Consider the following 20,354-nt stretch of genomic DNA (forward strand, 5'->3'; position numbering starts at 1 on the left):
GTTACTCCTTATTTGCTGATAACGTCAATAAAACGTCACCCTTTTCAATAGTCTCTGATTGATGAATAGTCTGGATCTTCTGATAGTCATCACTGTTAGTAATGATGATCGGCGTGGTAACTTCAAAGCCTGCTTGTTTGATTGCCTCGATATCAAAACTGACGAGTAAATCGCCTTTTTTGACTTGGCTACCGGCTTGAACATGTGCTTGAAAGTGTTGACCGTCTAATTTAACCGTATCGATCCCGATATGAATTAATATTTCCACGCCAGAATCAGTTTGAAATCCGATAGCGTGTTTGGTTCTGAACAGTGATACGACTTCACCGTCATCAGGGGCATAAGCTTTCCCTTCTGTTGGAATAATAGCAATGCCTTTACCCATTAGTTCGCTGGCAAAGGTGGGATCATTGACTTGATTTAATGGTATTATTTTTCCTGTTAACGGACTGAAAATCGTGACAGGATGCAGATTAACCGGATTAGAAGGGTTAGGATTGTTTGTTGCTGCAGCATCATCTTGAACTGTCGATTTTGTTTTTGGCATACCAAATAAATAGGTTGCAATCAGCGCTAACGTGAATGACAGAATACAACCAACGACGACCGCATAAAATTTTTCATCTATACCTGTTGGTGGAATGAGTTGTAAGAAGGAGAAAATATTAATAAAACTAAATGAATAAATGACGCTGTGATAATAACCAACAATGCCTCCACCTACAGTTGCTGCAAGACAACCAATAACAAATGGTCTTTTTAATGGTAAATTGACACCATAAATTGCCGGTTCGGTTACCCCAAAAATCCCAGATAATACCGACGAACTTGCTAATGCTTTGAATTCAGGATCTTTGGCTCGAAATCTTACCGCTAATACGGCACCAACTTGTGCGAACACAGCAGGGAACAGAATCGGTAACATAAAGTCATTTTGATAAACCGATAAGTTATTTAAGGCAAATGGAACAAGTCCCCAATGAATACCAAATATTACCATGACTTGCCAAAGTGCCGCTAAAACCATGGACGCTATAACTGGACTGAGTTCATACATGAAGATGATACAACTTGCGATAGCATTACTGACATACGTTACCGCAGGGCCAATTACCGCAAAAGTTAATGGAACAGTGATAAGAATTCCGAGCAGGGGAGCGATAAATTTTTTAAATGAATCATGCATGATTCTATTGAAAGTTCGTTCTAGTAAAGAATAGAACCAAGCTGCCAAAATAATCGGGAAAACCGATGATGCATAAGGAATTAATTGTATTGGTATTGAAAACATTTCGGTTTCTAAGGAAAATTGACCGCTAGGTATCATATTGGCGATACTTGGATGAACTAAGGCGCCACCTATCGCCATTCCAACATAGGGGTTGCCACCAAATTTTTTTACCGCAGAAAAACCTAAAATAATAGGTAAATAATAGAGTGGGGCATCAGCAATGGCATATAAGAATTCATAGGTTGGTGTTTGTGCACGGACAATATCCAAAATTTGTAATAAAGAGATTAAACCTTTTAAAATCCCACCGGCAACTATTACGACTAGAACAGGAATAAAAATTCCGGAAACGAGATCAATTAATTTCGATAAAAAACCTGATTTTTTATTTGGTTGTGCCTCGGCATTGGATTTCTCATTGAGGTTGGTTAGTTGCATAATATTGTTATATACATCTGCCACATTGTTACCAATGACAACTTGAAATTGTCCACCACTTTGCACAACCGTTATCACCCCTTTTTGTTTTTTGAGGATATCTGCATTAGCTTTATTATCATCTTTTAATGCAAATCTTAGACGAGTTGCACAGTGTACCAGACTGATAATATTGTCTTGACCACCAACATATTCAATAATTGATTCGGCAAGTTGTTTGTTTTTCATACCTTATCCTTTTTTAAATGCAAAAAAAAACCTAACCACCTCAAGTTGAGGTGATTAGGTTTTGCTTACACAACATAAAATGCTATGCAATAACAATCCAAAATTTATTCGCTTAGGCTAGCATAAATAAAAGATAGTGAATATGATTTCTCATTTTAATATGTTCAAATTGTGAACTACATCACATTATTTTTTGAGCTCAGTGCGTAGTCGTTCGATATGAATGGTTAAATACAGATTTTCATCATCGGTAAGTGGATGTTGATATTGTTGAATTAAATGGAGATCAATCTGTTTTGTGCATAGATATGCCTGCTCATACTTTTTACGAATTAATTCATATAATGAGGTATCTTGTTGAACCGGTTGAGTTTGACTCAAAATGCGTTGTGAGAAGAATTTTAAGTGTGTCACAAAGCGTTGATAAGAAAGACAATCTTCATCATACTCAAAATTAAAATGGTATTTGACGATATTAAGAATTTCACGCATGATTTTCGTCATTTTGACAATATTGGGCATCGTATCATTAAGTTGAGCATTAATAATATGAAAGGTAATAAAACCCGCCTCATCTTCAGGTAATTCAATGGATAAACGTTTTTTGATGACCGATAAAGCATATAAACCAACTTGAAACTCTTTAGGATAAAGTTTTTTTGTTTCCCATAAAAAACTATTTGGAATATCAAATCCTTGTTTATGGCGCTCTATAGCAAAATGAATATGGTCAGTGAGTGAAATGTAAATACTGTCTTGCAGTTTGCCATTCAGGACTTGCTTGGCGTGATTAATGATGATTTCTGAAGTAGTGAATATTTCAATGGGTATTTCGGATAGTAATTCAGCAAATCTTGGTAGCGTTTCTTGGTTGTTGAGGGAAAATTGTTTTTCAATCAGTTTAGGATCAATCAAGTCTCCTTCACGTTTTTTAAATCCAATGCCACGACCAGTGACAATGAGTTCATTGCCTTTGGAATCAAGTGTAACGACTACATTGTTATTAAGAATTTTATAAACTTTCATCTGTCACCGTCTGATTGAAAACTTTAGGTATTATGAATAGACAGTAGAAAATGAAAAGAAGAAATATAAGAAAATGTGATAGGCATCATATTTTTAGTAAATTTCGATTACCTAACTTAAATAAAAGTTAATAAAAAACCCGATATTACTATCTAATATCGGGTTTTATTATTTTTCGATTATTCTGCAAGCAGTTTATTCATGGTTTGAATAAATTTACTTGGATCACTTAATGATCCTTTCTCTGCCAGTAGCGCTTGATCTAATAATAATTCAATCCAGTCGCTAAATGCCGTTTCGTCTTGTGTATCAGCAATACGTTTTACTAACTTATGATCAGGGTTGATCTCAAACGTATATTTGATTTCAGGCGCTTTTTGACCGGCAGCCGCAAAAAGTTTTGCCATTTGCGTGGTCATTTCATCCGCTGCAGTAGTCACTATTGCAGGTGTATTGGTTAAACGATGCGTTAATTTAACTTCTTTTACTTTATCACCTAACACTGCTTTGACACGTTCAATAAATGGTTCAAGCTCTTTTTCTGCTTGTTTTTGTTCTTCGCTATTTTGATCGGCAAGTTTTTCAATCGATTCGTCAGATTTACTGATTGATTGGAACTGTTTTCCTTCAAATTCAGTTAAATTACTCATCATCCACTCATCAACACGATCAGATAATAGTAAGACTTCAATGCCTTTTTTGCTAAATAATTCCAAATGTGGACTATTTTTAGCCGCACCATAACTATCAGCGGTAATGTAGTAGATCTTATCCTGACCTTCTTGCATACGACTAATATAATCGTCTAAGGAGATGGTTTGCGCATTGCTATCCGAATGCGTAGAAGCAAAACGGAGCAATTTCGCGATAGCTTCACGGTTAGCATAGTCCTCACCCGTTCCTTCTTTTAACACTAAGCCAAATTCGCTCCAGAACTGTTGATATTGTTCTTTATCATCTTTAGCCAGTTTTTCTAACATTTGTAATACACGTTTGGTACATGCATTGCGTAAACTTTGGGTGATTTTGTTATCTTGCAATATTTCACGTGATACATTCAATGGAAGATCATTAGAGTCAATTAAACCTTTTACAAAGCGTAAATAGTTTGGCATAAATTGCTCTGCATCATCCATAATAAAGACACGTTGTACATAAAGTTTTAGACCGTGTTTGTTATCACGATTCCACATATCCCAAGGCGCTTTTGAAGGAATATAAAGTAAACTGGTGTATTCTTGTTTACCTTCTACTCGGTTATGGCTCCAACTGAGTGGATCGGCAAAATCATGAGAAATATGTTTATAAAACTCTTTGTACTCTTCGTCGGTAATTTCAGATTTACTCCGAGTCCAAAGGGCTTGAGCCTTGTTTACTTTTTCCCATTTTACGTCTTTGCTTTCTTCGTCGATGGTTTGTACTTCAACAGGGAGTGAAATATGATCAGAATATTTACTGATAATTGAGCGTAAACGCCAGTCATCTAAAAACTCTTTTTCATCTTCTTTCAGATGTAAAATAATTTCAGTACCACGTGTCTCTTTATTATCATCAGAAATCGTATATTCACCTTCGCCAGCCGATTCCCACATAACCGCTTCATCAGCGTTAGCAGTTGCAGCACGAGTTTTGACGGTGACTTTATCTGCTACTATAAATGCAGAGTAAAAACCAACACCAAATTGACCAATTAGTTGGCTGTCTTTAGCTTGATCGCTACCGATTGATTCCAAAAATGCTTTGGTGCCAGATTTGGCAATCGTACCTAAATTTTCAATAACTTCATCACGTGTCATACCGATACCATTATCGGCAATGGTTAAAGTTCCTGCTTCTTTATTCACAGAAATACGTACGCCAAGCTCAGCATCACCAGCATAAAGGCTAGGATTTTCAAGTGCTTTAAAACGTAATTTATCAGCCGCATCGGATGCGTTCGAAATTAACTCTCGTAAAAATATTTCTTTATTGGAATATAAAGAATGTATCATTAAATGAAGAATTTGTTTAACTTCGGATTGAAATCCACGAGTTTCTGTACCTTGCTTACTCATTGACTAGTTCCTCTAATATATTTAACTGATTCAATTAACAATTTATACCGATAACCTTGATTAATAAAGCTATCCATGCTTTCAACGTCTGCAAGAGCAGATTTGATTGCAAAAGGGTATAACTGTTAAATGAATAACACTGTCATAATAGTTTGATTTATTGTTGTATTGTTATATGGGAATGAAAATGAGGTTTTCAATAGAGATTAAGTAATTTTGGTAATTGTTTGCTGTTTTTTTGTTAGCTTGGTGGGAAGAAAGCCTTGAAAATATCAAGGCTTTGCAGATGATAATTAACTATTTCCCTTCTGGAAAAAATCCAAAAACAAGAATAGCAACAATTGCCACTGGAATAATAAAACGGGTTAAGATTGTCCAAATGTTAAACCAGAAAGCGTTTAGATTAAGTTCTTCACGAATTCGTTTTTGATTCATCATCCATGCAGCAAAAATAATGGTACCTAAACCGGTTACTGGCAACATGATTTTACTGGTTAAGTAATCAAGTAAATCAAAAATATTTTTACCAAATAATGTGACATCTGCCCATTTATTAAATGAAAGAATACAAGCAATACCTAAAGCCCAAATAATAATACTGGTGACAATGGTTGCCGTTTTGCGTCCCATATGGGTTTTTTCTTCGAGTAACTCTACAGTCGGTTCTAATAATGAGATTGACGAGGTTAATGCAGCAAACGTTAAGAATATAAAGAATAATATGCCTAAAATTGAACCGCCAGCCATATTGCCGAATGCAATTGGTAGTGTCACAAAGATGAGACCAGGGCCAGAACCCGGTTGTAAATCATTAGCAAAAACAAGCGGGAATATTGCTAATCCTGATAAAACCGCCACAATCACATCCAAAATGACCACTGTTCGGGCTGTTGAGAGTAGATTGACATCTTTCCCTAAATACGAGCCATATGCCATCATAATTCCCATACCTAAAGATAGACTGAAAAATGCGTGACCTAAAGCAGCTAATATTGCCGTGCCATTTAAGGCAGACCAGTTAGGTGTAAATAAGAAATCACAAGCCTTCCAGAAAGAAGAACCGCTGGCATATGCGGCATACCCAACCAGCACTAAGAGTAATATACCTAAACCAGGCATCATAATCTTACAGCCACGTTCCAAGCCAGCTCCAACGCCGAGAGCGACAATAAAGGCCGTTGCAAACATAAATACTGTATGCCAGATTAATAAACTATTTACATCGCCCAGAAAATTAGTAAAGAGATTTTCGGTTATTCCACCATTCGCACCTTCAAATGTGCCTTGCGCTGCTAGAACGATGTAATCTGTTGCCCAGCCACCAATCACACTATAAAAGGAGAGAATTAAGAATGAACCAAGTACCCCAATTATTCCTACCCAGCCCCATAATTTTGAACGACCTTCAGAAACGGCCACATCTTGCATGGTATGAATCGGATTTTTTTGCCCTCGGCGCCCGATCAACCATTCTAAAACAAGGATAGGTAGCCCAATGATAAACATAAAGAGTAAATAGGTGAGCACAAATGCTGAACCACCCATTTCACCCGCCATATAGGGAAATTTCCAAATATTACCTAAACCCACAGCAGAGCCAGCTGCTGCTAGCATGAATCCCATGCGTGAGCTCCATTGGGAATGACTTTTCTTCATAGTACCTGTACTCATGAATTTTCCTTTGATTCTTAATAAATAGTTTAATTTGCGTTTAGTAAAATTATGTCTTAATTAAAACTTTAAATCATGCCATGAAATCAAACTATTCACAAGAAATCATTACAGTCATTGACAATATTGTTTAAAAATTTAACTAGAATTGGCGTCAATCATTAAAATGAATCAAATGATTCGATTATTATTAGATCCAACCGATGAGTTTCAATATACCGATAAGGTTAAAAAGTAACCAGGAAGGTAATATCATAATCCAAATACTGATACCAAAAAAGAAGGCTAAAATGAAGTTATAAACGCCTACTATAAAATATATTATATTTGTTTGGAGATCTTGATAACTGTATCCAAAAGCACCATCGGTTATCATTAAAATAAACATTGGAATCAGTGCAAAAATAAACATGATAAAACTGCCTATAATTGGTATATCCATTATTTTTATTAAACTAGGTCGATTTGTTCTTAGCGCGATTATCATAATTCTTCTTCCTTATATTATATTTATACCGTTTTTATGAATTAAATTAATTGTCTATTTTTTATTGGTAACAAGTATATCATTTGAGCGATTAAACTAAGTGGATTTTTTTGTTAATAAAAAGCGGGCAGTGTAAGCTATTTTATTGATAATTGATTGGAGTTAGCATATAGTAAACCCCATTTTTTACACTTTAAAAACGCCAGCATGTCACAAAATATCGATATTAACGAAATAAATAAATTCTCACAATTAGCCGCACAATGGTGGGATCCAAATGGTCAATGTAAACCTTTGCATATCATTAATCCATTACGTGTTGATTATATATTGCAGCAATGCGAATCTCTTACTGGCAAAAAGGTGTTAGATGTCGGGTGTGGTGGTGGCATCTTATCAGAAAGCCTTGCTAAACTTGGTGCGCAAGTGACCGCTATCGATCTGGCGGATGAGTCTTTAAACGTTGCTAAAGTGCATGCAGAGCAAAATGGTCTTTCTATCGATTACGAAAAACAAACCGTTGAAGCGCATGCAGAAGAACGATCAGAATATTATGATGTGATTACTTGTATGGAGTTATTAGAGCATGTCCCCGATCCATTCTCCATCATTAATGCTTGTGCTAAGTTGCTAAAACCCAGTGGCAAACTATTCTTATCGACAATCAATCGAAATACCAAAGCAAAGTTATTACTTATTTATGGTGCTGAATACATTGCTCGGCTTGTCCCAAAAGGAACACATGATTTTAATCGCTTTATTCGACCTTCAGAATTAATGGACTTAGTCGAGCAATCTAAATTAGCGGTTGAAGGCATTATTGGTATGGAATATCATCTTTTAAAAAATCAATTCAAATTAGGTCACAATGTGGATGTAAATTATATTTTAATGGCGCAAAAAGAAGTTTAAATTTAAAAGTGTGATCTTATTCTCATTTCTAATAAATAGTGTAAATTTTCCTCTAACATTCCCACATATATCGATACTATGTGGGTAAATACTTATTGTTAATTTATTCGTACTTACCCATAAAATGCGATGTTTTCAAATCTTAATTGAATTGCAATTTTCTAATTATGTTTAAAGTATTTAAGTCTAGCTGTGTCAATTTAACCAGATTGGATGTTGTTGATTAAGAGGAGTTGATTATGCCATTAATCATTATTGCTTTTGGTGTCTTGATGTTATTGATTCTCATGTTACCTTTACGAGTTAATGGTTTTATCGCATTAATTTTGGTGGCACTTAGTGTCGGTGTTCTGGAAGGGATGCCCGTTATGGAGGTCATCAAATCAATTAAAAATGGTGTCGGTGGCACGCTTGGCAGCTTAGCATTAATTATGGGATTTGGCGCAATGTTAGGCAAATTACTCGCCGATTGTGGAGGTGCACAGCGGATAGCAACAACGCTCATTGCCACTTTCGGCGATAAAAAGATTCAATGGGCAGTGACGCTTACGGGATTTATTGTTGGATTTGCTCTGTTTTATGAGGTTGGTTTCGTTTTATTGTTACCCTTGATTTTAACTATAGCAGCAACCTTAGGTATATCTCCGCTATATATTGGTATTCCCATGGCGGCGGCTTTGTCGGTTACACATGGTTTTTTACCGCCTCATCCTGGACCAACAGCGATTGCACAAATATTTAAAGCCGATATGGGAAAAACCTTACTTTATGGCACAATTATAGGTATTCCATCCGTCATACTAGCTGGGCCTATTTTAACTAAATTACCTTTTATTCGTGCGATTAATCATCCTGTTGAAGAAGGCTTATATAATACTAAAACATTTACTGAACAGCAGATGCCTAGTTTTCGTGTCAGTCTTATTACCGCATTGATTCCAGTTATATTAATGTCAATCCGAGCCATAAGTGAAATGACGTTAAATAATGGGCATTGGTTGCTACCCTATGTTGAATTTTTTGGGGATCCAGTCATTGCAACGCTGATATCAGTATTAATAGCCATATTCACTTTTGGTTTATTACGTGGCCGTAGCATGTCAGACATCAATACTAGCTTAGTTGATTCAATTAAAATTATTGCAATGATGCTATTGATTATTGGGGGTGGTGGGGCATTTAAACAAGTTCTTGTCGATAGTGGCGTGAAAGTTTATATCGAACAGATAATGCATGGATCGACTGTTTCCCCCATTGTTATGGCGTGGCTAATTGCAGCCTTATTAAGATTAGCCTTAGGGTCGGCAACGGTTGCAGCACTAACGGCAGGTGGGATTGTTTTCCCATTAATTGCTTCAACGGGTGTTAGCCCAGAATTAATGGTTATTGCAACGGGTGCGGGTAGTGTCGTTTTTTCGCATGTAAATGATCCTGGCTTTTGGTTATTTAAAGAATATTTTAATCTGAGCATTACCGAAACATTGAAATCATGGTCTTTACTCGAAACAGTGATATCTGTCAGTGGATTAATCGGCTGTTTGATCATTAATCTTTTTTTATAAGGTTAGTTTGTATGAGATATAATTATTTTTGATGAAATAATAAGAAGGATAACTGTTCAAACTATTTCAAGAATCAAAATACCGCTGGTCTTTTATCGCAAAAGTCAGTAGAATACATCGGCAATATTTTATCAACAATTCAACTCAATGGTGAATATTGTCATGTCTCGTATAGTTAAAGAAGCACTTACATTTGATGATGTGTTATTAGTTCCTGCCCACTCCACGGTATTACCCAACACTGCTGTTATTTCTACTCAGCTAACCCAAACAATTAAACTCAATATTCCGATGCTGTCAGCTGCAATGGATACGGTGACTGAATCCGATTTAGCCATCGCCCTTGCGCAAGAAGGCGGAATTGGTTTTATCCATAAAAATATGTCAATCGAAGCTCAGGCTAACCATGTAAAAAGGGTGAAAAAGCATGAAAGCGGTATCGTCCAAGATCCCGTGACCGTTTTACCTACTGCCACGATTCGAGATGTTATCGAACTTGCTAAAGAATATGGTTTTGCCGGTTTCCCTGTGGTTACTCAATCTCAAGAGTTAGTCGGGATTATTACCGCTCGAGATGTTCGTTTTGCGACTGATTTATCGTTACCGGTAACGGCAGTCATGACACCAAAAGAACGACTTGTTACGGTAAAAGAGGGCGAACAACGTGAAATTGTGCTGAAAAAAATGCATGAACACCGTGTTGAAAAAGTGTTAGTTGTTGATTCCAAATTTCACCTTAAAGGAATGATAACGGTTAAGGACTACAATAAAGCAGAACAAAAACCACATGCTTGCAAAGATGAAAAAGGGCGTTTGCGCGTAGGGGCAGCGGTGGGCGCTGGTGCAGGCAATGAAGAACGGATTGCGGCATTGGTTGAAGCAGGTGTTGATGTTTTATTGATTGACTCATCTCATGGACATTCAGAAGGTGTATTAGAGCGTATTCGTCAGACAAGGCAGGCGTATCCGGAATTACAAATTATTGGGGGGAATATTGCTACTGCGGAAGGTGCAAAAGCATTAATCGATGCAGGGGTAAATGCAGTTAAAGTCGGTATTGGTCCAGGTTCTATCTGTACTACGCGTATTGTGACAGGTGTTGGTGTGCCACAAATTAGTGCCATTATGGATGCAGTTGAAATGGCTCAACGACATAATATTCCTGTTATTGCTGATGGTGGTATTCGTTTTTCGGGTGACATTGCTAAAGCCATTGCCGCAGGTGCATCATGTGTTATGGTTGGCTCAATGTTTGCTGGAACAGAAGAAGCCCCTGGTGAAATCGAATTATATCAAGGTCGAGCTTATAAATCTTATCGAGGTATGGGATCACTTGGCGCAATGGCGAAAGGTTCATCTGATCGTTATTTCCAATCTGATAATGCCGCTGATAAATTAGTTCCTGAAGGTATTGAAGGCCGTATTGCCTATAAAGGCCCATTAAAAGAAATCATTCACCAACAAATGGGAGGATTACGTTCTTGTATGGGATTAACTGGCTGTGCCACTATCGATGAGTTAAGAACGCAATCTAAATTCTATCGAATAACCGGCGCTGGCATGAAAGAAAGCCATGTTCACGATGTGCTAATAACCAAAGAGCCACCAAATTATCGAGCTGGATCTTAATTTTTTATCAATATTAAAGCGTCGTTAATCATTGACGCTGTTCAGTAATAGTAAAAATCCCTACAATTTCAGCGTTGTTGGGATTTTTAATCTTTAAAGGGAATAGTTTGCTTTAAAAACTTGGTTTATAACGTTTTGCGTTAATTACTCAAGTCCCAGCACTTTACGTCCATTCCGAGTGGCGACGTTAACCACATTATCTAAATCGGTATATCGACATCCGGTTACAAGCAGTTTTAGCTCTTCCCACATATTACCCGTTGAAAAGGGGAGCATATAATCACTGACATTATCAGTACCAATCGCAACAGGAATTCCTGCTGCGGCTAATTCATCAACAGGGGTTAAGGAGTTACGGGTTGGGCCTTGTTCTTCACGCCTTGGACTGTCAATCCACGCAAACGGGCAGGCAATCACCATCATTTGGGCTTCTTTCATTTTTTGGTATAATTTTTGACGATATTCTAAGCTATGGGCAGTAATTGAAATACTATGAATTGCCACTACACGACCATGCATTGCATGTTCTAAGGTTTTATCTGTTAATTGCTCTGTTTCTATCTCATCGGATGAATTAAATTGATCTACATGAACATGCACCATTTTGCCTAAAGATTTGCCCGTTTGCATTAATACATCCAGATGTTTAAGTCCCATACCTTCACCATGATCACGTTCATCACGGCGAGGTAAGCCACCAATAATATCGACAAGATCGGCTCCTTTATCAAACCAATAGCGGGCCTCTTTATCAATCACGCCTTTTAAGGTCTGATTCACCAGTTTAATGGTGATATCGTTTTTATAGGTTTCTCGTGCTCGTAATGCGCCTTTGATTGCACGTTCTTCAGCGATAGGGTCAATATCCACAAATGAGCCCATGGCACTAACACCTTGTTCAATCATTCGTTCAACAGCCATACTAAAATGACGATAATAGTCTTCTTCGGTCATGGCGGCTTTGACTTTGTCTAACGTATCCCATTTTTCAATCAATGTCTGTTTTTGGTACACATCAAAACTGTCAACGGTAATTGTAAAAGCACGATCAGCGTGCATATGTGCATTAACCCAACCGCCATTTTGCTTGATTTTGTTCATTAAAAATGCTTTTAAACTTTGATCTCGACTGGTTAATAACATCTTTTTGTTGTCTGTCATAATATGCCTCTACAAATAAATTACCTAAAGTTGGTTTAAAAATTCAAAAATAACAGCTAAAAAAAATCCTCCATAAAGGAGGATTAAAAATAGAACCAACAATGTTTAAAATCTGGATTGTTGATTCACATGGCTTCATAGTTTAAAGACTCTAGCAGGTTATTTAGTAGCAGAAATTCTAAACCTATCTTGATTAAGATCAAGCGTTTTAACAGTGAAAATATGCAAATAAATGATATGGTTAAAGTATTATTTTTTAGATTTTCTTGTCATCATTTGATGGTCATTAACAATTTTGGTTTTATTTTGGGTAACATGATTAGGATAACGGATTAATTTTTATCAATAAGCGATTGTCAAAAAAATGAGATTTTCCATAATGCTTTTTTATTGATGTTAAAACAACCTATGTTAGTATAAAGTTGATAAAGTTTGCCTAAGATAAGAGGTTATTATGAGCCAGTTAAATATTGTTGCTACGCTAAAAATCAAGTCAGAAAATCATGCCGCTTTTCAAACGCTTTTTAAAAAACTTGTTGAAGCAAGCCGTAAAGAAGCGGGATGTATTCGTTATGAACTTAATCAAAGCATCGATGATCTCGATGTTTATGTCGTCATTGAAACATGGGCTTCGAAACAAGCAATTGATTTGCACAATCATACACCACATTTTATTGAATTCGCCGCATTTGCTAAAGAGCATTGCGAAAAACTCGAAATTTGTATTGTGAAACCTGTGTTATAAGATTAAACCGAACAAGCGATTAACCAAATTGTGTGAGAAAGAAAATTGGTCAAGAAATATTATATTAATAACGCGGATGCGATAAAGTTTGGAGCAGTTTAATCAGGTCAATCGGTTGCCAAAACTTTTGTTGACAACCGATTTAATAAAGTGATGAATGGCGTTATAACATCAGGCATCTATTTTGTTGAAATTACATTTTTTCAACGGTTTTTATGCCTAACATATCTAATCCTACTTTCAGTGTTTTAGCTGTCAAAGAAGCCAGTTTTAAGCGACTTAATTTTAGGTTTTCATTTTCAGCTGTTAAAATAGGGCAGTTTTCGTAAAAACTTGAAAAAAGCGTTGCAATGTCATAAAGATAAGCACAAAGCACGTGAGGCGTGCCTTCATTTGCTAACACTGAAATAGTTTCATCAAATTGAATTAGTCGAGTGGCTAATGCGCGTTCTTTTTCTGTTTCTAAAATAATACTTCCCGATAAGTCATCTTCTGAAATATTGGATTTTCTAAATACCGATAACACACGAGTATAAGCATATTGTAAGTAGGGTGCCGTATTACCTTCAAAAGAAAGCATATTGTCCCAATCAAAAACATAATCAGTGGTACGATTTTTAGAAAGATCAGCGTATTTAACCGCACCAATTGCAACGGCATCGACGACTTGTGCTAACTCTTGTTCAGTGAGTTCTGGATTTTTACTTTGAATTAAGACTTTTGCCCGTTCAGTCGCTTCATCTAAAAGATCATTTAATTTAACCGTATCACCTGATCGTGTTTTAAACGGTTTACCGTCTTTTCCTAACATCATACCAAACATATGGTGTTCGAGTTTTAAAGAATCAGGCACATATTTGGCTTTATGTACAATTGTCCAAACTTGTTCTAAATGCTGATGCTGACGTGAGTCGGTATAATAAAGTATGCGATCGGCATGTAGTGTTTCATAACGATATTTGGCACAGGCGATATCGGTTGTTGCATAAAGGTAACCGCCGTCGCGTTTTTGAATAATCACGCCCATTGGTTCGCCTTCTTTATTTTTGTATTCATCTAAAAATACAACGATTGCCCCTTCGCTTTCTACCGCTAATTTTTTATGTTTTAAATCTGCCACAATGCCGGGTAACATTTTGTTATAAATGCTTTCGCCCATGGTGTCTTCAACGGAAAGTGTGACATTTAACCGTTTGTAAGTCGCAATATTTTGCGTCATGGTAATCTCGACCAATTTTCGCCACATTTCACGACAATATTCATCACCACCTTGCAGTTTTACAACATAATTACGTGCTTTTTCAGCAAAAACTTCGTCTTCATCGTAATGTTTTTTTGCTGCTCGATAAAACGATTCCAGATCGGATAGTTGCATATCATTAGCATGTTCATTTTGCATTTTTTCCAGATAAGCAATGAGCATCCCAAATTGTGTTCCCCAGTCACCGACATGGTTAGCACGGATAACATTATGACCAAGAAAAGTTAAAACTCGTACAGTGGCATCCCCGATGATTGTTGAACGTAAATGACCGACATGCATCTCTTTGGCAACATTCGGTGCTGAGTAGTCTACAACAATCGTTTGTGCTTTTGCAGGTAAGGTAATATTCAGTTTATCGCTACTCAGTGCAACTTCATTTTGTTGAGCAATCCAACTATTTTTTAAAAAGATGTTAATAAAACCGGGGCCAGCAATTTCGACTTTTTCGGCAATGTCATCAATATCTAGATGTTGTAAAACCTTTTCCGCCAACGCTCTTGGTGGCATTCCTAGTTTTTTGGCGGTTGCCATGATGCCATTAGCTTGATAATCGCCAAATTGTACTTTAGCTGATTGTTTAATTAAGGCATCACAGTTATTATCAGCACCGGCCATTATCATTGCTTGCGAAACACGTTGAGTTAGTAATTGTTGAATATTCACACTAAACCTAATCAATTATCATAAATGCCCAATATAATACCGATAAAGTAAACACTTGTCACGGCTCAGATGATGTCGTTTACTTTAGTTTAACAGGGTTTTGATTTCCTATTAGGGTATTTTTCAATCAAAAGCATGATTGACAAAAATGACCGATGTTAATCGATCAATTTGGTGATAAACAGAGTCAAAATTTGATTGACATTCTAGTCGTTGAGTGTGTGCTTGATCTTTGTTCCCAATATATTTTCAATATAATGTTGTAGTCGTTGCTTTTCATGATCATTATTTTCATACCAGTTACGTGAAGATAGGCGAAATATATGCGGAATGGTTCTAGATAATACCGATTGTCGCCAAATGTTTCTATATCGTGCATTGGATAATAACGGGTGAATTGGCGCATCGCACTCAATGCCAATACAATAAAGTTTAGTGCTCGGATCTTCAATCGTAAAATCTAATGTAAATACGCCACTGCCTGAGTGGCGGCTATAGGATAAATTGAGCGAACGAATAAAAGTTTCTACATCGTCAAGCAGTCCGTCATCGTGTTGTGTTGGTATTGGCAAATCAGATTGCTTATGTGCCTGTTCGATCAGGTTAAGTAATGATTCAGCAAAAGTAAAATTACCTTCAGATAATGCTTTAGAATAAGCTAAATAGTATTGTAGGTAATCACGAGGGGATGTTGGAGCACGTTTATTGGCTAGCGCATCAGAAACATCTTCAATAGGCATTGATGAGATCAAAATGACTTTTTGGCGAGCTCGGGTGATTGCTACATTTAAGCGCCTTTCGCCACCTTGTTGCCCTAGTATGCCAAAATTTCGCCTGAAAATACCTTGTTTATTACGACCAAATGTCGTTGAAAAGATGATAACATCACGTTCATCGCCCTGCACATTTTCAACATTTTTGATAAAAATTGATACATCTTCACCCTGATCGAATCGTTGATTTTCTTGTTCAAAAATGTCTGAAAATTTTTTATCTAAATTGGCTTTTTCATAAAAACATTTTTCAATCAGATCTGCCTGCTTTTTGTTAAAGGTTACAACGCCTATGGATGGACGATGAGTCGCATCTTTTTTCCAAATGTTATCGACCATTTCAACAACTTTTATTGCTTCACTATAATTGCGTTGATCTTCATATAGACCATTTACCCAAATATATTCAAGTGGTTTGATTTGCTTAATGATATTAGCTGAATGTCTGACAGGTACGTTTAGTTGGCTATGGTAAAAAGCGGTATTGGAATAGTTAATCAGCTCACGATAAGCGGAACGGTAATGAATTTGTAAATAAGTTGTTGGCAACACAGTGCGAGAAAGTTGTAATAAATCCGGACAATCCATAATTTCTTTTAAATTCCAACGATTGAGTAGAGGATTTTCGTTAACTTCTTCTGATAGTGCTTGAATAGTATCATCATCAGCCTCTTCGTCTATGTCAGCGTCTGTTTGTACACCAAAAAATGTAGTGGGTGGCATCTGTTTATCATCACCACTGACTATGGCAATTTTGCCCCGATAAAGAGTAGGTATAGCGTATTCAATGGGCATTTGTGAGGCTTCGTCATAGATGACCAAATCAAATAATCCCGCTTTTAATGGCAATAAGCGACTTGCGGTGTCGGGATTTATTAACCAAATTGGTCTTAAGTACATTAATCCAAGCGGTATACCTTGCTCGATGAATTCACGTAATCGTTTGGCGCGTTGACCTGTTAGCCTTGTTATTCCTTCCCACCTTTTGGGATCAGCTATCTGATTACATTTTATATTATTAAGTAGTAACTGTTTATTCAGTTGATGCAGCTGTTCGTCGTAAGATTTTAGCTGTTCAATGGTTTGATTGATAACTTGCTGATCAATCTGTAATATCGGGTTTTCTTGTTCGATGTACAATTTCCAAATCGTTTTAGCTTCATAATCCAATAGTTGTCTGAATTGATATTGTTGATTTTCTGGACTTAATAAGGCTAGTTCGGATTCAAAAGGTCTTAGTTTTGCCAATACTTCAAGTGCAGTTTCAGATAATTGAATCGCTTCTTTACGAAATGATTGATACGCTTTTAATGAAGGTAAAACATGGTAAATAGCGTCAATAGTTGAAGGTGTTGGTTGATTTTTAACAATCGCCTGTAAACAGTTTTGATACAGGTTTTCATTTAAAAATTGATTGAGCAAGGATAAATGTTGTTCTGAATCTTGACGATATTGATAACGAACAAAGGCCGCTTCGTATTCATTAATTAAATCTTGAAAAGCGTCGCTACTTTTCAATAATGATTGCTCCACATACTGACTATAAGGTGCTTGGTGAATTTTATCAGCCCATGCTTTGACTTCTTCAAGTTCCGATAATGTTTCCTCGATCAAGTATTGAGTGTTATCAAGATTAAGCGTTAAATTGTGTTGAGGTAATTGCAAATCAACAAAGATACTCAGTAACGTTTTGCGAATTGGCCGATATTCAGACTCTAATAATAGCGACTCATAAAGCATTGGAATGCGGTTAATGTTTGCTTCCTCACCGTGCATAGCTAAAAAGTTAAAAAGTCCTTTTTTTGCTAAATAGCGTTGCAAACTCAGGCATTTGTACCAAGCATTAGGGGTAATGAGTTTTCTTGCTTTACTCAGTAAATCTTCTAGTATCTTTGGCTCTAAATAACATAATTTTTGAGACAGGTGGCACCAACCATCTGAGTTTAAATAAGATAGCTGATCTTGCAAAAATTTTAACCCATTGATGAGTCTATTACCTTCTAAGTTACCGGTTTGGATATTTTGAATTTTGAACAAGGGTAACCATTTTAATAATCGCTCCCGAAGATTTTCCGTGATATTTAAAAAAGCTTCACTCTCTTTTTTAAGCCACTGTTGATGAGGGAGGGGATCATCAACATCAAATTGGATAGGTTGGTTATCAAGATTTGCTGTTCTAACGTGCTCAACTTGAATAAATTGAGTCAGTGATTGATTAAATAAATTTATCGTAATTGGATCATTTGAAAATTCTGTTAATTCTGATAATGGACTATGTTCAAATTTTGCCGGTAACCACAGTGAAAGTAAGGGTGAACACTGATTTTTAATCATTGATAGTTGTTTGACATCAAGATTCTGAAATACTTTGCCTAATTCCGGTACGGTTAATTTGGGTGGATTGTTGGCAATCGTGATTAAATCAGCGATTAACTCCCGATAACTTAAACCAAAGTGGGTCTGTTGAGTATATAATGCCTCATCATATTGATCGAGCTGTGCTTCCAGTTTTGTTACTGTTTTTGCCAGTTTGATGCGCGCTTTAATGTAGTCATCTGAAGGCAGGTTTTTGTCCAGCAAATCAAGCTGTTGACGAATACTATTGATCAATTTGGATCGATCAGCATTAATATCGTTAATCATTATACTGCGCGTATCAAGGCCTTCGGCAGTTAAACGCTTATGAACAACTTCAAGGGCCGCTTTTTTTTGACAAACAATCAGTACCGTTTTATGGCGTCCAATTGCGTCGCCAACCATATTAACAATGGTTTGACTTTTTCCGGTTCCTGGTGGGCCTTCAATTAACAAACCGGGCGCTAATCGTGCTTGTAAAACAGCGTTTTCTTGGCTTGGGTCACTGGCAACCGAAAAAAAACAATTTTGTACGTCTGGTTTTTCAATTTGCTCATCGATTTGAGAATTGGATTTCAGTTTTAGTGCGGTTTCAAGTGCTGTGTTGTCGTAGTCGAGTTTTTTTAATTGACTAAGTTCTTCACCAATTGATTGTCCTATAAAGTTGGCATCAAATAACACAGCGGAACAAGCAAAGTAGATTTTACCTTTTTCTGGTTCAAAGGATGTTGGTAAATCATCGATTTGACTCGACAAAATTTGTCCTAACGACTTTAATTCATTCATAACCTCAAGGGTATTTAACGTTGAACGTAATAATAAGTCATCAAAAACATGTTTCCATTGATTAAAAAGTGTTTTGCCCAAAATCCCTTTAAGTGCGGGATTGATTCTTATTTCTTCTCGTTGACGATCAAAGGCGAGTGTAAGTCGTTTCATTGATGCTATATCGTCATTCATTTTTATGGGCCAAAGTAATAATGGTGCTATTCTGGGTAACCGATTGCCACTGGTTTCTTGATAAACTAAAAAAGGAAAGCCCATATAAAGACTGTCAATGCCCGTATCCCGTTGATAAATAGTGGTTGCCCGAAATAAGTTGCGTAATTTAATTTCAAGAAGTTCATTCGTTTCGAATACGGCTTTAATATCGATTTGTTGCTGACGAGGTTGTCGAGCAAGAATATGATCAAGTAGTTTATTTGACGGTAAAGATGCGGTTCCTAATAAGTTAAGATCAATACGTGGTGTAAAACGACCTAGGTTCATCCTAACTAACGGGCCTTGCAAGATACTCATTGATACTTTTTTATGAAAGAAATCGATAATTCGAGATGAGTATTTTTTTAACGGCGGTTTAATCCAATGTTCATTAGGAATGCTCAATAAAACCAAGAGCCGACAAAATGGTATACGTTTTTCAAAACGATACTGCTGTGTCCACTGATCGAGCTCTTCATGACCCAGTTCGGCAAATCCTTCTATTCGCTCATCCAATAGTTGATATAGTCTTAATCTAGGTTGCTTAAAATAATTTGCTAACTCTTCATCGCTTAATATATCAATATCATAATCATTGGCTAATTGTTTACATTCATTGATGACGTTATTTGCCGTTTTAAATTGATCTTCTTGTGCACTGAGTAAAATGATTAGATCATCTTCACTAATATTGTTACGTTCCATTAATGATAATAATCCAAGATTATTGGCATCAGGAAAGAAAGATGAGCGTTTAGTCCACATTGCCATTAATTGGTTTTTAGAACAGGCTAATTGAAGTGTTTTTAGTCGGTTTTCATCCAATTTGATTTGTAAATTTGATGCACGTAAGCGAACATTATTGGCGCGTATAGATAATTGCCATAACCCTAGTTTAGATTTATGCTCTTTAATAGGCATAGTTTCACTAATCAATTGAAATTTTTTTAATGGTTTTGTATCAATAGAATTTTTGAATGAAACGGATAATAGGTCATAATGATATGTTTTATCATCGATCATTTGCTTACTTAGCATTTCATTATCGAATCGTTCAGTTTGGCAATGACCACAGTGACGCTCTAACTCCATTTTGTATTCCTTATATTCAACTCAATGTTGATGTTATTTTTATCATTTTTATTTATATTGAATTGTAGAATGACAATGATTA

At 36.4% G+C, this 20,354-nt stretch carries 12 protein-coding genes; 4 read left to right on the top strand and 8 right to left on the bottom strand.

Translation table 11 applies throughout. From position 1 onward, the window contains the following. Window position 1 precedes the first annotated feature (1 nt). The 5 genes from ACGH6R_RS06725 to ACGH6R_RS06745 form a co-directional block, all read right to left on the bottom strand. Entirely contained in the window at window positions 2–1,897 is a 1,896-nt protein-coding gene (locus ACGH6R_RS06725; RefSeq protein WP_267359287.1) for a beta-glucoside-specific PTS transporter subunit IIABC, read from the bottom strand. Window positions 1,898–2,083: 186 nt separating this feature from the next. Next, window positions 2,084–2,923 (bottom strand): BglG family transcription antiterminator LicT, encoded by an 840-nt coding sequence (gene licT / locus ACGH6R_RS06730; protein WP_411599234.1) that lies wholly within the window; start codon window positions 2,921–2,923, stop codon window positions 2,084–2,086. A 179-nt stretch (window positions 2,924–3,102) separates the two neighbouring features. Next, window positions 3,103–4,977: a molecular chaperone HtpG gene (gene htpG, locus ACGH6R_RS06735; RefSeq protein WP_267352184.1), complete on the bottom strand. Its 1,875-nt coding sequence runs from the start codon at window positions 4,975–4,977 to the stop codon at window positions 3,103–3,105. Window positions 4,978–5,274: 297 nt separating this feature from the next. Beyond that, complete coding sequence (locus tag ACGH6R_RS06740) at window positions 5,275–6,648, bottom strand: sodium-dependent transporter (protein ID WP_220215301.1); 1,374 nt, start codon at window positions 6,646–6,648, stop codon at window positions 5,275–5,277. A 190-nt stretch (window positions 6,649–6,838) separates the two neighbouring features. After that, on the bottom strand, window positions 6,839–7,135 hold the full coding sequence (locus ACGH6R_RS06745) for a hypothetical protein (protein WP_267381754.1): 297 nt from the start codon (window positions 7,133–7,135) through the stop codon (window positions 6,839–6,841). 207 nt (window positions 7,136–7,342) lie between these two features. Between ACGH6R_RS06745 and ubiG the strand changes: the two genes are divergently transcribed. The 3 genes from ubiG (at window position 7,343) to guaB (ending at window position 11,238) form a co-directional block, all read left to right on the top strand. After that, window positions 7,343–8,047, top strand: coding sequence for a bifunctional 2-polyprenyl-6-hydroxyphenol methylase/3-demethylubiquinol 3-O-methyltransferase UbiG (ubiG, locus tag ACGH6R_RS06750; protein ID WP_267377818.1), 705 nt, complete (start codon window positions 7,343–7,345; stop codon window positions 8,045–8,047). Between the two features lie 239 nt (window positions 8,048–8,286). Further along, the gene (gene gntT / locus ACGH6R_RS06755) at window positions 8,287–9,609 is read left to right on the top strand and encodes a gluconate transporter (protein WP_267377820.1); all 1,323 of its coding nucleotides are present in this window, start codon (window positions 8,287–8,289) and stop codon (window positions 9,607–9,609) included. 162 nt (window positions 9,610–9,771) lie between these two features. Continuing rightward, window positions 9,772–11,238, top strand: a complete 1,467-nt coding sequence (guaB, locus tag ACGH6R_RS06760; protein ID WP_220215297.1) for an IMP dehydrogenase — start codon at window positions 9,772–9,774, stop codon at window positions 11,236–11,238. Between the two features lie 144 nt (window positions 11,239–11,382). On the opposite strand, the gene ACGH6R_RS06765 is transcribed toward guaB, so the two are convergent. Further along, entirely contained in the window at window positions 11,383–12,399 is a 1,017-nt protein-coding gene (locus ACGH6R_RS06765; protein ID WP_267377822.1) for an amidohydrolase family protein, read from the bottom strand. Window positions 12,400–12,853: 454 nt separating this feature from the next. On the opposite strand from ACGH6R_RS06765, the gene ACGH6R_RS06770 reads away from it, so the two are divergent. Beyond that, on the top strand, window positions 12,854–13,144 hold the full coding sequence (locus ACGH6R_RS06770; RefSeq protein WP_267377823.1) for a putative quinol monooxygenase: 291 nt from the start codon (window positions 12,854–12,856) through the stop codon (window positions 13,142–13,144). Window positions 13,145–13,337: 193 nt separating this feature from the next. Here the strand turns inward: ACGH6R_RS06770 and argS are convergent, their stop codons facing one another. Continuing rightward, entirely contained in the window at window positions 13,338–15,071 is a 1,734-nt protein-coding gene (argS, locus tag ACGH6R_RS06775; protein WP_411599235.1) for an arginine--tRNA ligase, read from the bottom strand. A gap of 206 nt (window positions 15,072–15,277) precedes the next feature. Then, window positions 15,278–20,272 carry an AAA domain-containing protein gene (locus tag ACGH6R_RS06780; RefSeq protein WP_411599236.1) on the bottom strand — a complete coding sequence of 1,665 codons (4,995 nt, stop codon included), beginning with the start codon at window positions 20,270–20,272 and terminating at the stop codon, window positions 15,278–15,280. Window positions 20,273–20,354 lie beyond the last annotated feature (82 nt).

This window comes from Gilliamella sp. CG13, assembly GCF_046635805.1.
GTDB classification, from domain to species: Bacteria; Pseudomonadota; Gammaproteobacteria; order Enterobacterales; family Orbaceae; genus Gilliamella; species Gilliamella apicola_I.